The organism is Limosilactobacillus portuensis (genome assembly GCF_014838735.1).
Lineage (GTDB): Bacteria > Bacillota > Bacilli > Lactobacillales > Lactobacillaceae > Limosilactobacillus > Limosilactobacillus portuensis.
This window is the reverse complement of sequence record NZ_JABUXQ010000037.1, coordinates 1-13601: the sequence shown is the minus strand read 5'-3', so window position 1 is coordinate 13601 and position 13601 is coordinate 1. Positions and strand designations below refer to the sequence as shown.

The 13601-nt window shown below is 41.4% G+C and carries 12 protein-coding genes, 1 other RNA gene and 2 pseudogenes; 8 read left to right on the top strand and 7 right to left on the bottom strand.

Annotation, left to right across the window (positions count from 1 at the left end):
* Positions 1–84 precede the first annotated feature (84 nt).
* Positions 85–393 (bottom strand): hypothetical protein, encoded by a 309-nt coding sequence (locus HUK49_RS09800; protein ID WP_191913593.1) that lies wholly within the window; start codon positions 391–393, stop codon positions 85–87.
* Positions 394–580: 187 nt separating this feature from the next.
* Between HUK49_RS09800 and HUK49_RS09795 the strand changes: the two are divergent.
* Positions 581–1798, top strand: a pseudogene (locus tag HUK49_RS09795) (oxidoreductase).
* A gap of 48 nt (positions 1799–1846) precedes the next feature.
* Here HUK49_RS09795 and HUK49_RS09790 read toward each other — a convergent pair.
* The 4 genes from HUK49_RS09790 to HUK49_RS09780 all read right to left on the bottom strand — a co-directional run bounded on the left by HUK49_RS09790 (position 1847) and on the right by HUK49_RS09780 (position 4427).
* Positions 1847–2557: a LysR family transcriptional regulator substrate-binding protein gene (locus tag HUK49_RS09790; protein WP_235981110.1), complete on the bottom strand. Its 711-nt coding sequence runs from the start codon at positions 2555–2557 to the stop codon at positions 1847–1849.
* A gap of 20 nt (positions 2558–2577) precedes the next feature.
* Positions 2578–2751, bottom strand: a complete 174-nt coding sequence (locus HUK49_RS11360; RefSeq protein ID WP_235981109.1) for a LysR family transcriptional regulator — start codon at positions 2749–2751, stop codon at positions 2578–2580.
* Between the two features lie 12 nt (positions 2752–2763).
* Entirely contained in the window at positions 2764–3612 is an 849-nt protein-coding gene (locus tag HUK49_RS09785; RefSeq protein WP_191910629.1) for a transporter substrate-binding domain-containing protein, read from the bottom strand.
* Positions 3613–3740: 128 nt separating this feature from the next.
* Positions 3741–4427, bottom strand: a complete 687-nt coding sequence (locus HUK49_RS09780) for an amino acid ABC transporter permease (RefSeq protein WP_191913594.1) — start codon at positions 4425–4427, stop codon at positions 3741–3743.
* A 120-nt stretch (positions 4428–4547) separates the two neighbouring features.
* Here HUK49_RS09780 and HUK49_RS09775 point away from each other — a divergent pair, with 120 nt between their 5' ends.
* From HUK49_RS09775 to HUK49_RS09765, 3 genes and pseudogenes are all read left to right on the top strand, one after another.
* Complete coding sequence (locus HUK49_RS09775) at positions 4548–6035, top strand: amidase (protein WP_191913592.1); 1488 nt, start codon at positions 4548–4550, stop codon at positions 6033–6035.
* A gap of 42 nt (positions 6036–6077) precedes the next feature.
* Positions 6078–6996: pseudogene (locus HUK49_RS11680) on the top strand (GH25 family lysozyme).
* A gap of 164 nt (positions 6997–7160) precedes the next feature.
* Positions 7161–7904: an SDR family NAD(P)-dependent oxidoreductase gene (locus HUK49_RS09765; protein ID WP_098045271.1), complete on the top strand. Its 744-nt coding sequence runs from the start codon at positions 7161–7163 to the stop codon at positions 7902–7904.
* A gap of 85 nt (positions 7905–7989) precedes the next feature.
* Here HUK49_RS09765 and HUK49_RS09760 read toward each other — a convergent pair whose 3' ends face one another.
* Positions 7990–10245, bottom strand: coding sequence for a PBP1A family penicillin-binding protein (locus HUK49_RS09760; RefSeq protein WP_191913591.1), 2256 nt, complete (start codon positions 10243–10245; stop codon positions 7990–7992).
* A gap of 12 nt (positions 10246–10257) precedes the next feature.
* The gene (gene recU, locus HUK49_RS09755; protein WP_102169274.1) at positions 10258–10872 is read right to left on the bottom strand and encodes a Holliday junction resolvase RecU; all 615 of its coding nucleotides are present in this window, start codon (positions 10870–10872) and stop codon (positions 10258–10260) included.
* 423 nt (positions 10873–11295) lie between these two features.
* Between recU and HUK49_RS09750 the strand changes: the two genes are divergently transcribed.
* The 4 genes from HUK49_RS09750 to HUK49_RS09735 all read left to right on the top strand — a co-directional run bounded on the left by HUK49_RS09750 (position 11296) and on the right by HUK49_RS09735 (position 13509).
* Entirely contained in the window at positions 11296–11877 is a 582-nt protein-coding gene (locus HUK49_RS09750) for an SLOG family protein (RefSeq protein ID WP_102169270.1), read from the top strand.
* 97 nt (positions 11878–11974) lie between these two features.
* A complete protein-coding gene (gpsB, locus tag HUK49_RS09745) occupies positions 11975–12337 on the top strand; it encodes a cell division regulator GpsB (protein ID WP_180960004.1) in 363 nt (120 codons plus the stop codon).
* Positions 12338–12351: 14 nt separating this feature from the next.
* Positions 12352–12726: RNase P RNA component class B (rnpB, locus tag HUK49_RS09740), an RNA gene on the top strand.
* A 144-nt stretch (positions 12727–12870) separates the two neighbouring features.
* Positions 12871–13509, top strand: a complete 639-nt coding sequence (locus HUK49_RS09735) for an aldo/keto reductase (protein WP_191913590.1) — start codon at positions 12871–12873, stop codon at positions 13507–13509.
* Positions 13510–13601: the final 92 nt, after the last annotated feature.

The window sequence follows — 13601 nt, the reverse complement described above, 5'->3', positions numbered from 1 at the left end:
AATAGTGGTGCCCATTAAGGTCCTTCTTTCTAATGGAATGTTGTGGTAACACCATTAAAGACCTTGATGGGTTTTTCTGTCTACTTAAATGTTCAACTTAAATTTTACAATCTGCCTTTTGGTAAAATTACCATTCTCATCAGGTTTAACCTTATAGTGATGCTTATTACCGTTATGCTTTTCAATAGTGATAACCGCATCTTTGTCAGCCTTACCTGTAAAGGTGACGCTTCCGTCATTCTCAGAGTCAATTTTGATACTTTGATTTGTCACTTGTGCATTGTGACCATCTGGGATATTAACGGTAAGCTGCGTCCTACTAGCTAGAGTAGGTGTAATGAATAAACATAATCCGGCAATTACTCCGCCCAAAACCGATACAAACTTTTTCATATAGAAATACTCCTCCTTGGTTATTTCTACGCTTGTCTATAATAGGTTATCATACTTTAGTATAAATAATAAGGTGAAAATGATAGTTCACTTTTCCTTAACCTCGTGTTCCAAAACAAGTAATTTCTTTCACTAATCTCTCGTGATACATTGAACATGTAGAAAGAAAATGAATGGAGGAACTATTATGAAACAATTAACTGACCACATTACATTTCACCATGGTGCAACGATTAGTAACCGTCTTGTTCAAGCACCAATGCTAACCAATAGCGGTGATAACGAAGCCGTTTCTTAGGATACCTTGGATTACTATGGTGCTCGTTCGCAATCTGCTGGAATGGTGATTGTTGAGTACACTTCAGTTCGGAAAAACGGGGGACCATCACGTAGCTGGGCAGATAACCGTGAACAATTAGCGATTTATGATGATCGTTTTAAGCCAGGGATGACAAAAGTTGCTAAGACATTAAAGAAAGATGGTAATAAAGCAATCTTACAACTAGTCCATTCAGGTCGGGAAGCAAATTATGCGCCTAAACTTGGGCGAACAGTTGAAGTTCCTAGTCAAATGGATTTTCCATGGATTGACTATCCGCTTCATGAATTGACTAGTGAAGAAGTAGAACAAGTGGTAAAAGACTTTGGAGCAGCAACAAAACGGGCAATTGATTGTGGATTTGATGGTGTTGAAATTCATGGGGCTAACCACTATTTAATCCAGCAATTCTTCTCAGCTTTTTCTAATCACCGAACAGATGAATGGGGTGGTAGTTTAGAAAAGCGAATGAACTTCCCGTTGGCAGTTGTTAAAGAAGTGATGGATGTTGTAAAACAATATGCACCCAATGACTTTATTGTTGGCTACCGGATTAGTCCAGAAGAGATTCACCAAACAGTTGGCTATACTTGGCATGAATCGACCCAATTAATTAAGACCATTACTGATAAGTATGACTTGGACTATATTCATCTTTCACTTCCTCAATACAATGCTAAGCCAGAAGATTCCGAGAAAACTTTTGCTGAACTATTCCGGCCAGCAATTGGTAGTGAAGCAAAGGAGATTATTGTTGGTAATGTTATGTCGGAAAAGGATGCTCAGAATGCATTGGAGTTAACTGATTTAGTCGCAATGGCACGGGCAACATTAATTGATCCAGCAATTGGGTTGAAAATTGAAGAAGGACGCGGGGATGGGATTATTCGGAAAATTTCTCCTGAACAGGTAAAAAGATCACATCTGACACCAGGGTTGATTAATCTCTTTTCTGATCCGCAGATGGAACCGCACCTTCCTGGAAGAGAAACGATTTACTCACTTCATCAAACTGGTTCACTAAATAAAGATGTGTTAAAGAACGGTACTAGCTCATCTTTCAACCTCGATCATTTCAAGAAATAATCTAATAAAAGTTAAGGGACTAACCAATAACTTAATTGTTGTTACTAGTTAGTCTCTTTTTGTAAGTTCATTATTAATATTTTGTAGTAGTAATCTAGTAAACTGGTCTAAATGAGCATCTGGATTAATAACCCAGCCAAGAGAGAAGTGATCGTTAATGATATTACTGAGGTTAATTTTAGGAAGAGTGGTAAATTGCTTATCCGTGGAATGACGAGCTTGCCAATCACGTGCTAGACATACGGCATCTAGTTGATTTATGACGGTATACATTGCCCAACTATCATCTAACCGAGCAATTGTTTCAAGTGGCCCACAAATAAGTTGAAGATGTTCAAATAACTGATCATTGTAGGGATCATTAAACAAAGCAAACTTTTGCTTAACTAAGTCTTGCTTGGTGATCTTCCTTAGCTTTAATAATGGATTCCTATTGCTGGTAATTAAACTGATATGGCCATCATGAACTTTAATAAAATTAAGACCATTTAGTTGTTCTTGATGCTTGCTATCAATTGCAATAAATCCAGCGTCTAATTCTTTATGGCGTACTTGCTCGATAATTTCTGAACTTGATTTACGTTTAATTACTAGGGTAGCATTTCCGTTATACAGTTTCAGGAATTCCGTTAACATTGGCTTTAGGAATGTATTTGCATAAGCTAATTTAATCGTGTGGATACTTTGAATCTTACCTAATCTGCCAGCTTGCTGGATTAAGTTCATATTAGCAGACATCATGCTCTTGATATATGGCAACAACTCTTCCCCCTTAGAAGTTAAAACCGTTCCCCGGTGGCTACGCCTAAAAATAGTTGAACACCGAGTTCGTCTTCTAACTGGGAAATTGATTGGCTTAATCCCGACTTAGAAATATGAAGGAAATCCGCTGTTTCTTGAAGCGTTTGGTGGTTAGCAAGCTCAGTAACGTATAAAAGTTGCTCATAATTCATGAGAAGTTTCTCCTAATCACCCTTATACTTACTCTCAATCGTAAAGTGACGGTCGATATGAACATTCGGCTTCTTAGTAACATCAGCGCCATAGTACTTCTTCGCAATTTTAGATAAGGTACCGTTCTTCTTTAATTTAGCTAATTCATCGTTAAATTGTTTTTGCAGTTTTTGGTCATTCTTGTTAAAGACGATTCCTTCACCCTTACCATCTTCATTAGTGGTAAAGTACATTCCCTGCTTGATTTTAAGCCCACTATTCGGTTGTGCTTTTAGGGCCAGCTTTTGAAGATAGTAGTCATTCATAATAAAGTCGGTCTTCCCGCTGGCAACGCCTTTCATATAAACATCGTTAGAAACATTGTCGTAGTTAACTAACTTGGCTCCCAGTTGTTGTGCCAATCGTTGGTAATTGGTTCCAGCTTCACCGGCAGACTTCTTTCCTTTAATGTCTTTCCAGTTGTTGATTCCAGAGTTATCGCTCTGCCGAACAATCAAACTATTGAAAGAATGTTTAATTGGGGATGACATCAGATAGTTCTTTTGGCGGGCAGGTGAAATGGCAAAGTCGTCCGCTGCCATATCCGCTTTTCCAGTCTTGACCGCGGTTAACATCCCATCAACATCGTACTCTTTAAACTTGACCTTCTTATGGAGTCCCTTAGCAACCGCGCGAATAACCTCAACATCATAACCAGTCAGCTTCTTAGTCTTCGGATCATGATAGGAAGTGGGGTAAAGGGTTCCAGATGTTGCGACGGTCCAGGTATCTTTGTCTGCAGCACTCTTCTTTCCGCAAGCAGACAACCCAATAATTGTTAAAACAACTACTGAGAGAATAGTCAAAAATTTTTTCTTCATGTAGGAGACTTCTTCCTGTAATTTATTCTGATAGTGACGTGAAAACACTTTAATTATATTCCGATTATTTAGTCAATTCAATCAAATTTGCATAACTATTCAATAATACTAAACATTATTAAGCATGATCATTCATTAACGTAAAGTTGTAAATGATTTTCAACTCTCTGCTCACCCCAACTGAGAATGCAGCAAACAATCCAATAAATGATGGCAATTTCAATATAAATGGTCATGTAATCCTGATTTACTCCAGCGACGACTTTTGCCTTCATGAACATTTCAGAAACGGTAATCATTGCGGCAAGGGAGGTACTCTTAAACATGTCGAGTAAGACATTCCCCAATGACGGAAGAACGATCCGAAAGGCTTGGGGCAAAATAATGTAAGTCATCATGGTGAAATAGGACATTCCCAAGGCACGCGCGGAATCATATTGAGATTGACTAACGCCCTTGAGAGCGGACCGGTAATATTCAGCAAGAAAAGCACTTGGGACGACAGTAAAAGAGAGGATCGCCGCGGGCAGGGCGGCCATGTTCAATCCAAAGTAGGTCAAGAAAAGCACGACTAGCATTGGAACACCACGAAAAAAGGAAATATAGAAGCGAGCAATTCCACGAAGAAGTCGGTATTTACTAATTCGCATCAGCATTATTAAAACACCAACAATGTTAGAAGTGACAAAACAAATTGCTAACAGGATGATTGATAAGGGCAAGCCACTAAGAATAGTTGGTAGGGACTGCCAGGCTAGTGGTGCATCAAAAAATCCTGGAATGTTAAACCAGTGTTCCCAATTCAAGTGAACCATCTCCAAATTAAGTTATTAACCTAAAGTATATTGAATTGAAAACGCTTTTACAACGACTAATAGACGATTTATAATATAAATGCCTATTTGTAACTGTGATTATCAGAAAGAAGAAAATAGATGGATATTTATTCTTTATTAAGGAAACCAGCTTATCAATTAGCGGATATGGTTAGGGCAAAGAAAGTCAGTAGCCTTGAATTAGTAAGTGCCGCACTTGAAAAAGTTAAAGCGGAGAACCGGCAATTAAACGCAGTAATTCACCTGCGTGCGGAGTCAGCCCTAAAGGAAGCCCGGCAACTAGTTGATCATGGACAGCCGTTCCTGGGTGTTCCAATCTTGATTAAAGGGTTGGGTCAACAACTTGCTGGTGAGCCAGATACTAACGGCAATAAGCTATTTCAAAATAACGTTGCCCAAGCGACCAGTAACTTTGTTCGAGCCTTGCAACAAGCGGGGTTTATCATTATTGGTCAGACTAATTTCCCCGAGTTTGGTTGGAAAAATATTACTGACGCGAAGCTCTTTGGTCCAGCCCGGAGTCCGTGGAATACTGCGGTTACCCCTGGCGGTTCTTCCGGTGGCTCAGCTGCTGCGGTGGCTGCTGGCTGGGTTCCGTTAGCTGCTGGAAATGATGGTGGTGGCTCGATCCGGATTCCCTCTAGCTGGTCAGGACTAATTGGCTTAAAACCTACTCGTGGTCGTGTACCAACTGGACCGAGTGATTGGCGTTCTTGGCAGGGAGCCTCAATTAACTTTGCCCTGACGCGCTCAGTCGAAGATTCTGCCCGGTTACTAGATCAGTTGCAAACTGTTCAGTCAGCAGCTGTTTTTCAAGTACCAAGGTTTACTCCTGGATTTAGTCACGTTTTACAGCAACCAATGAAAGATATCGAAATTGGCTATACAGTCAAATCACCGGTTGGAACCCCCGTCAGTGACGAAGCTAAGCAAGCGGTCTTGGATGCAGTAACTTTTTTAAGTGATCAGGGATTTAAATGTACTGAATTTACCGATCCAGTTGATGGTAGAGTACTAATGAACAGTTACTACACGATGAATGCTGGTGAAACTGCAGCAATGTTTGATGGAATTGAACGGTATCTTGGGCGGTCTGCTAAGCGAGAAGATATGGAATTATTGACGTATGCTCTTTGGAAAACTGGTGAGAATGTTTCAGCAGCTCAATACAGTGAAGCATTAAGTCAATGGGATCATGCAAGCTACGTTCATGATCAGTTACACGATCAGTATCCCTTATTCCTTACGCCAACTAATGCTCAACCAGCGCCCCGAATTGATCATGACTTGATTACGCCAAACGACCGCAAGCGGATGGAAAATATTACAGAACTTTCACCAGAAGAGCAGCGCCAATTGATTTATGATCAATGGCTTCCGGCGCTGACCTATACACCTTTTACCGAACAGGCAAATATGACTGGTGAACCAGCGATTAGTTTGCCGACCCATGTTTGTGCTAATGGGACACCACTAGGGATTCAGTTTATTGCTCGGAAAGGAAATGAAAGCTTGCTTCTCCAAATGGCCAAGTTTTTTGAAGACCATCATCAATTCAAAATGCTTCAGCCAACCCTTTTCTCATGAAAGGTATAATGAAGTTATCTAATAAGGAAGAAGTGAGGGCAGATGGCACTATATTTTACGGATGTTTTTTCCGGAAGTGCGGATTGGATAGTAACTGATCCCCATGCTCAGGGGACAATTGTGAAGGCCTCTCAGGGAACGGGCTATGTTAATCCAAAATATGAATACCAGTATTCTTTAGCGAAAACTAACGGTCGTTTATTGGGTCTTTATCACTATGCGGGTGGCAATGACCCGGTCGCCGAGGCAACATATTTTCTTGATCATATTCGAGGGAAGGTTGGTGAAGCGGTTTTAGCAGTTGATTGGGAACAGTACCAAAATGCTGCTTGGGGTAACCCAAATTGGGTCCGAAAGTTTGTTGATGAAGTGCACCGGCAAACAAACGTCTGGCCGCTAATCTATGTTCAAGAATCGGCAATTTGGCAGGTTGCTAATTGCGCGAATGATTGTGGTCTCTGGGTTGCTAAGTACCCATCAATGAACTGGCATTTCCTGGCAGGTACCAGATATGCAGGTTAATACTGCGCCTTGGCAGGTATATACGTTATGGCAATTTGCGGGCGATGATGAAGATCGCTCGGTTGCTACTGTCGATCGGGAAGGCTGGCAAAGATTGGCTAATCCTACTGGGCAGGCAAGCTCATGGCCGCTAATCTCTGGAGACTCTTCAAATAGCAGTATATCAAGTGACGAGACTTGGACTGATAACCTTGGTGATACCTGGCACCGTGAAGTTGGGCGGTTTACGAGTAATCGACCATTAACTTTGCGCTGGGGTGCGCTACCAACCTCGACTGCAATTGCGGAATTACCGGCAGGTTCAGTGATTGACTATGATGCCTGGTCACGGCATGATGGTGAAGTTTGGATCCGTCAACCACGTGGCAATGGTCAATATGGTTACCTACCGTGTCGTAATGCTGTTACGAATGAAGCGTACGGAACATTTAGTGAATAATGAAATTAAAATGCCTCATAGTCGTTAGCAGGTTGGTTAACGATTATGGGGCATTTGATGCTTTAGATTATGGTTAAGGGAGCCGATTCTTTGCTTAATGAAAAGACAGTCGTTATAATTAAAATTATAAAGATGCTTAGTATCTCGGAATGGAGGAAATGAATATGGGTAAATTAGATGGTAAAGTAGCAATCATCACTGGTGCATCACAGGGAATGGGTGCAAGTCATGCCCGTCTCTTTGTCCAGGATGGTGCTAAGGTTGTCATTACTGATATTAATGCTGAAAAGGGTGAAGCTTTGGCAAAGGAACTTGACCCGACTGGCGAAAAGACGCTTTTTGTTAAACAAGATGTTTCCAGCGAACAAGATTGGCAAAAGGTCGTTAAGGAAACATTAGCTAAGTTTGGCAAGATTGATGTGTTAGTTAACAATGCGGGGATTAGTATCACTAAGTCAATCTTTGATTATAGCGTTGATGATTATTTGAAGATTGTTAAAATTAATCAACTTTCAACCTTTATTGGAATTAAGTACGTTGGTGAAGTAATGAAGAACCAGAAATCGGGAAGTATCGTTAACATTTCATCAATTGATGGCTTAGTTGGTGGTGCAATCGGTTATACTGACACTAAATTTGCTGTTCGGGGGATGACCAAAGCAGCCGCTCTTGAGCTAGCACCGTATAACATTCGTGTTAACTCGGTTCACCCCGGAGTTGTTGAAACACCAATGATTAAGCAAAATGATAATAGTGATGAAGTTAAGGCGTTCGCAAAGACAATTCCGTTGCAGCGAATCGCTAAACCAGAAGATGTTTCGCAAATGGTTGCCTTTCTCGCCTCAGATGAAGCTGATTATTCCACCGGCTCTGAGTTTATTGTTGATGGCGGGTTAACGGCAAAGTAAACAAGTTAAAATTTATCAGTTTAAAAGGAGCAGCTGATGTCTGGAATGCAAACGTTAGCTACTCCTTTAGCTTTTATGTTAATAATTATTGACCGTTACCAGTGTTCGGAGCTGGTGGTGTTGGATTAGTAGATGAGGCAGAACTAGCACTGCTACTTTGCGTAGTTGAAGATGAATTACTTTCATTTCTTGAGCCGCCATTCAAAATACTTTCAATGGAGCGACTTTCAGAAATCGATTCACTCCGACTACCTGAAGAAGAACTAGAACTTGAACTAGAGTCGGAACGGGATGATTCATTATCATCATCACCACCATCCCAAGCGCCATACATTAATGCCCACTTGGAATCCTTAATTACAAGTTGGCGTTTACCATTTACCCGAACAGCTTCAACAGTATCTGGCATCTTCCAGTTAGAGGCGTGATTCTGTTCATCAAGGTACTGCATGATGCTCTTATAAAGGAGGACCGCAGTTCGTTCGTATTGGCTGGAAATTGCACCACCGTTCATTGGGTGATCAAAACCAGTCCAGATCCCGATCGAGTAGTTCTTAGTGTAGCCAGCCATCCAGGAATCCATTACTCCTGATTGGTTCCGGTTAGGGAAGTCGGTTGTCCCGGTCTTCCCTGCCTGGTGAACACCGCTTAAGTAAGCAGAGGTTCCAGTAGAAGCAGAGTTAGTGAAGACGCCCTTTAACATATCAGTCATCATGTATGCGGTCGCCTTACTCATTGCTCGCTTACCATGAGGAGAGTAGGTCTTGGTCTTGCCATCCATGGTGGTGATTGAACTAATGTAGTATGGCTTGTAGTAAGTCCCACCGTTAGCAAAGGCTGCATAGGCGGCTGACATTTGAAGCGGGGAGATATAGAGGGCAATCCCGTTTTGGAGTGTATAAGGATCCTTTTGCGAAATTCCTAAGCCACCTAAGAAGGTTGTTGCCCGTTTAATCCCGACTTCTTGCAGTGTCCGAATAGCAGGAACGTTTCGTGATTCGACCAGTGCGGAACGCATCGTCATGTTCCCCTTGTACTTGTTATCAAAGTCGTGAAGAACTTTATTTGTTCCTGGCCAGTAGAACTTCGTATCAGAAACGGTCTTGAACGTTGGCCATTGAAGGTACTCAATTGCGGGACCATAATCCATCAGTGGCTTAGCAGTAGAACCAGAACTCCGGTTTTCCTGAACAGCCCGGTTAAGACCATAAATCACATTAGAATGCCGACCACCAAGCATGGCAATTACTTGACCGTTATGCGGATCGGTAACGGCTGCCCCAGCTTGCATTTGGTCGTTTTGGAAGGAAATTTCGCTATTTGCAGCGTTGTATAACTTCTTTTGAGCACCCAGATCCATGTTGGTGTGGACCAGCAAGCCGTCAGTGTTTGGATTGTATCCTTCTGCTTGTAATTGAGCGAGAACTTCCTTGACGTACGGATCAACGATCTTTTCCTTAACGTTAGTCTCACTTGATTCAACGTCACCATGATCTGGGTCGAGGCCATCAGTAACACTTTCACTGGCAGCATTTTGAGCAGCAGACTTAGTAATGTAGCCAGCCCGAACCATCGCGTTCAAAACTTCATTCCGCCGTGCGGTTGCGTACTTAATATTCGAAGCAAGCGGATTGTAGTTAGTTGGTGATTGAGGCATTCCGGCAAGCAAGGCTAACTGTGAAAGATCCAAATCTTTCAATTCTTTACCATAATAATACTGGGCAGCAGTTCGCATTCCGTAGACTCCATTACCCATGTAAACCTTATTAATGTAGTACTTAAGAATTTGATCCTTACTGAAGTGTCGTTCAACATTTAAGGCCAACCAGGCTTCTTGAGCTTTCCGCTTGAAGGTCCGATCAGATTGAGCAGTCGAGAAGACCGATAATTTAACCAGCTGTTGGGTTAGGGTACTTCCACCCTGCATTCCGTCTGAACGACCAATCACGTTATTGATTGCCGCACCGAAGATTCGCCGAACATCAACCCCGTGGTGCTTATAGAAGCGACGGTCTTCGATTGCGACTACCGCGTGTTTCAAAGTATCAGGAATTTGCGAATCTTTAGCATAATCCCGTTTTTGAGCACCAAGCCGAGAAATCACCTTATTGTTGGCATCATAGATAATCGTTGTGTTCTGACTTGATAATTCCCGTTGACTGATCTTCGGGGCACTTGAAGCGTAGTAGAAAAATAGTGCACATCCAGCCACGAACAGGAGGACAATTGCCCCTGCTATCCAGAGGAGGATGCGCTTTAACAATGGCTTTTTTCCGCCATCATCATAACTACCATCAGCGCGATACTGATCTTCGCGCCGTGGTTCATCGTTATTCGACATGATATTCTCCTTTTACTTTGTATTAGCAATAATTCGGTCGACTGCTTCCAAGTACGGAAGACGGGGATTAAGCCGGTAACCAATTTGATAGCCGCACTTCTCAATTGAAGCAAGCGGAATCGATTTTCGACCGCCGGATTCTTGCTGATCCCAGAATTCAAACAGGTTGGTAGCTGGTAGTAAATAAATAAGATCTAATTCGGTAAATTTAATAAATGCGAAACAGATCCCACCCTGTTTGATACATTCACGCATGTGGCGAATTTGGTGGGGATGAAAATTCTTTAACGGGAACGACCGCTTATTCCGCGTTTCTTTCGCGTCAAAGTCAATATAGTAGCCTTTGTAGACACCGTTATAGTCGGTCGTTGATGGTCGACGAAAATATGCTTCCTTAATAACGGCAGCACTCCGCTTCGGATAATCGACCTTTACTAACTGGATTGGTGTTGGCTTCTTATGAATCACAGCAATGTGGTTTGCTAAATAATACTGGTTGCTATGATTAATTTCATCTTCCAGTGACATTCCCCGTTTTGCGTAAATTGATTGATGGGGGGTCGGCAAATCACGTTGCGGGTTATACTCCCGCTTCGGTTGCTGACCATTGGGATAGTGAATATTCACCATTGATCACTCTCCTAACTAGAAGTATTATACCAGAGATACATCAAGATGATTGATACAGAATGATTAAATTTAGAGCGTGAGCCGTGACGAATTAGCAACTGAGCACTAGAAAATCCCGGACGATGATTGTTTACAATCAAGGACGGGATAGCTAGGCGGAAGTTGCGGTCACGGCGAACGCATTTCGGCTCAGTCGCCTAGAACATTAGCTCTAGTAAGTTCCTGGCGAAGCACGTTTCGGCTTTGTTGCCTAGAACGTTAGCTCGAGGAAGGTCATGGCGAACACGTTTGGTCTATATTGCAGTAGGAGGTTAGCTCTAGCAAGTTCCTGGCAAACAGTTCTTGACCTTGTTGCAGTAAATAAACACTTCCTCTAAAAATAACTTTACCTATATAATAGTAGAAAAAGGTGGCGATTAAATGCGACGATTATGGATCACGGGTTACCGGAGCTATGAATTAAATGTTTTCAAGGATGATGATCCAAAAGTTGCTGTAATCAAAGATGTCCTTTCTCGTGAACTAAAAGCACGACTAGAAGAGAGTGATGAAGAATTTTGGTTGATTACTGGTCCTCAGTTGGGAACTGAGCAATGGGCAATTGAAGTAGCGTTGAAACTAAGGGATGATTATCCACAGTTGAAGATTTCGATGATGCTGCCGTTTACCGAGTTTGGTCAACAATGGAATGAGAATAATCAAGCTAAATTAGCTAACCTTCAATCGGCTGTTGATTTCAGTGCGAGTGTCAGCGATCATCCATATCAGTCACCGCAACAGCTTCGTGCCTTTCAACGTTTCATGTTAACTCACACTGATGAAGCACTCTTGCTTTACGATCCAGATCATGAAGGAAAGGAAAAATATGATTATCAAGCAATTCAAAAGTATCAAGCTAATCATGATTATTCCTATCGTTTAATCGACTTTGACGAACTCCAGGAAGCAGCTATTGAATGGCAAGAGCATCAACGGGAAGCAGAAGAAGCAGATAAATTCTAGGTTTTCGTGAATATCGGGCGAAATTGCTTGAATTTGCGGGATGAGTTAGGTATGATAATTAATGTACTTTTGAAGTTTAGCAATTGAGGTGTATAAATTGGATAACATTAAATTTACTCCACAAGATATTTTGCATAAGCAATTTAAAGAACGGAACATCGGAAAGGGCTACGATGAAGCTGACGTTGATTCCTTCTTGGACGATGTTATCAAAGATTATGACACCTTTAACAAAGAAGTTGATCGTTTAAATAGTGAAAATGAACGACTTCGTGCTAAGGTTGATGAACTTAACCGTCAAGTTGAAGTTGGTTCATCAATGAATAATGGAGCTGTTTCTCAACCAGTTTCTAACGCTACTAACATGGATATCCTGAAGCGGTTATCTAATTTGGAACGGCGTGTCTTCGGTTCTCAAATGGGAGCTAACGGTCAAGAGAACGACTCACACTTACTTTAATAATTTCAGATGCAAGTCTTGGGTAATTGAGCATAACTGATGTTATGTTAGGAAGGTCCATGCTCGCACAGACTGCGATGTCTGTAGTGTTTGTGCTCGCTGAAAAAATAAGGCGGGGTACCGATTTATTCGGTAACGGCGGAAAAAACGACTACGGTTTTACTATGTCCGAGTATTCCTGAAAAGTGCCACAGTGACGATACAATAAGGGAAACTTTATTGGTGGAACGCGGTAAACCCCTCAAGCGGTAAACCCAAACTACGGTAGGGGAGCTTTGGATAACGAATTGAAGTGATTCCAGGGGAGAGCTTTATGCTCTGAGATAGATGATTACCTCGGTATAACTTTTACCTGATAGTTATACTACGACAAAACATGGCCTACAGATTCTTGCATTCAGGTAGTCCGGGTTCGCCCGGGCTTTTTTATTTTTAAATTTTTAGTAATAATAAGCATATATTTACTTTAACTAATTATCAAAACAACAATCTCAATAAAGAAATAATATAATAGAAGTAAGGAGATGAGTTTAATGAAAACAGTAAAACTTAATAATGGTCTTGAGATGCCAATGATTGGATTTGGAACGTACCAAATCACTCCTAATACAACTTTATTAAATGTTGCGAAGGCACTTCGTTTAGGTTACCGAATGATTGATACTGCGCAGTACTATGGAAATGAGGAGGGCGTTGGTGAAGCGATTAAGGAAAGTGGCCTTGATCGTGAGCAACTGTTTGTAACAACTAAGGTCCAAACGAGTGGCTATGAAGAGACTAAGAAAGGGCTAGATGGCTCATTGCTTGACTTCAATCAGGACTACTTTGATCTTGTACTAATTCATTGGCCGATGGGAAATGATTTAGAAACTTACCGAGCATTGGAAGATGCATATCAGGAAGGTAAAATCCGTGCAATTGGCTTAAGCAACTTTAATGAACTACAAGTTCAAGAGATTATTGATCATTCGTCAATTAAACCAGTTGTTGACCAAATTGAGACTCATATTCTTTGGCAACAACAGCGGATGCATGATTACTTAACTGCAAATAATATAGTTCATGAATCATATGCACCTCTGGGAGAAGGTAATCCAATTAAAAATTATCAGTTAAAAAAACAGCTTTGTCACATTATAAAAGAATATGGCAGATTGCAAGAAATAACTTGAACGAATTTAGTGACGTAGATTAAGCAAGAAGATCTCGATTGGTGTATGCCAATTAAGACATTTAAGTGGCCGTGAATTCAGATACCAATTGA

Excerpts from the sequence above, each read along its gene's own strand:
- HUK49_RS09800 (WP_191913593.1), bottom strand. The coding sequence starts at position 393 with ATGAAAAAGTTTGTATCGGTTTTGGGCGGAGTAATTGCCGGATTATGT.
- HUK49_RS11360 (WP_235981109.1), bottom strand. The coding sequence starts at position 2,751 with ATGAATTATGAGCAACTTTTATACGTTACTGAGCTTGCTAACCACCAA.
- HUK49_RS09785 (WP_191910629.1), bottom strand. The coding sequence starts at position 3,612 with ATGAAGAAAAAATTTTTGACTATTCTCTCAGTAGTTGTTTTAACAATT.
- HUK49_RS09780 (WP_191913594.1), bottom strand. The coding sequence starts at position 4,427 with ATGGTTCACTTGAATTGGGAACACTGGTTTAACATTCCAGGATTTTTT.
- HUK49_RS09775 (WP_191913592.1), top strand. The coding sequence starts at position 4,548 with ATGGATATTTATTCTTTATTAAGGAAACCAGCTTATCAATTAGCGGAT.
- HUK49_RS09765 (WP_098045271.1), top strand. The coding sequence starts at position 7,161 with ATGGGTAAATTAGATGGTAAAGTAGCAATCATCACTGGTGCATCACAG.
- HUK49_RS09760 (WP_191913591.1), bottom strand. The coding sequence starts at position 10,245 with ATGTCGAATAACGATGAACCACGGCGCGAAGATCAGTATCGCGCTGAT.
- HUK49_RS09750 (WP_102169270.1), top strand. The coding sequence starts at position 11,296 with ATGCGACGATTATGGATCACGGGTTACCGGAGCTATGAATTAAATGTT.
- HUK49_RS09735 (WP_191913590.1), top strand. The coding sequence starts at position 12,871 with ATGAAAACAGTAAAACTTAATAATGGTCTTGAGATGCCAATGATTGGA.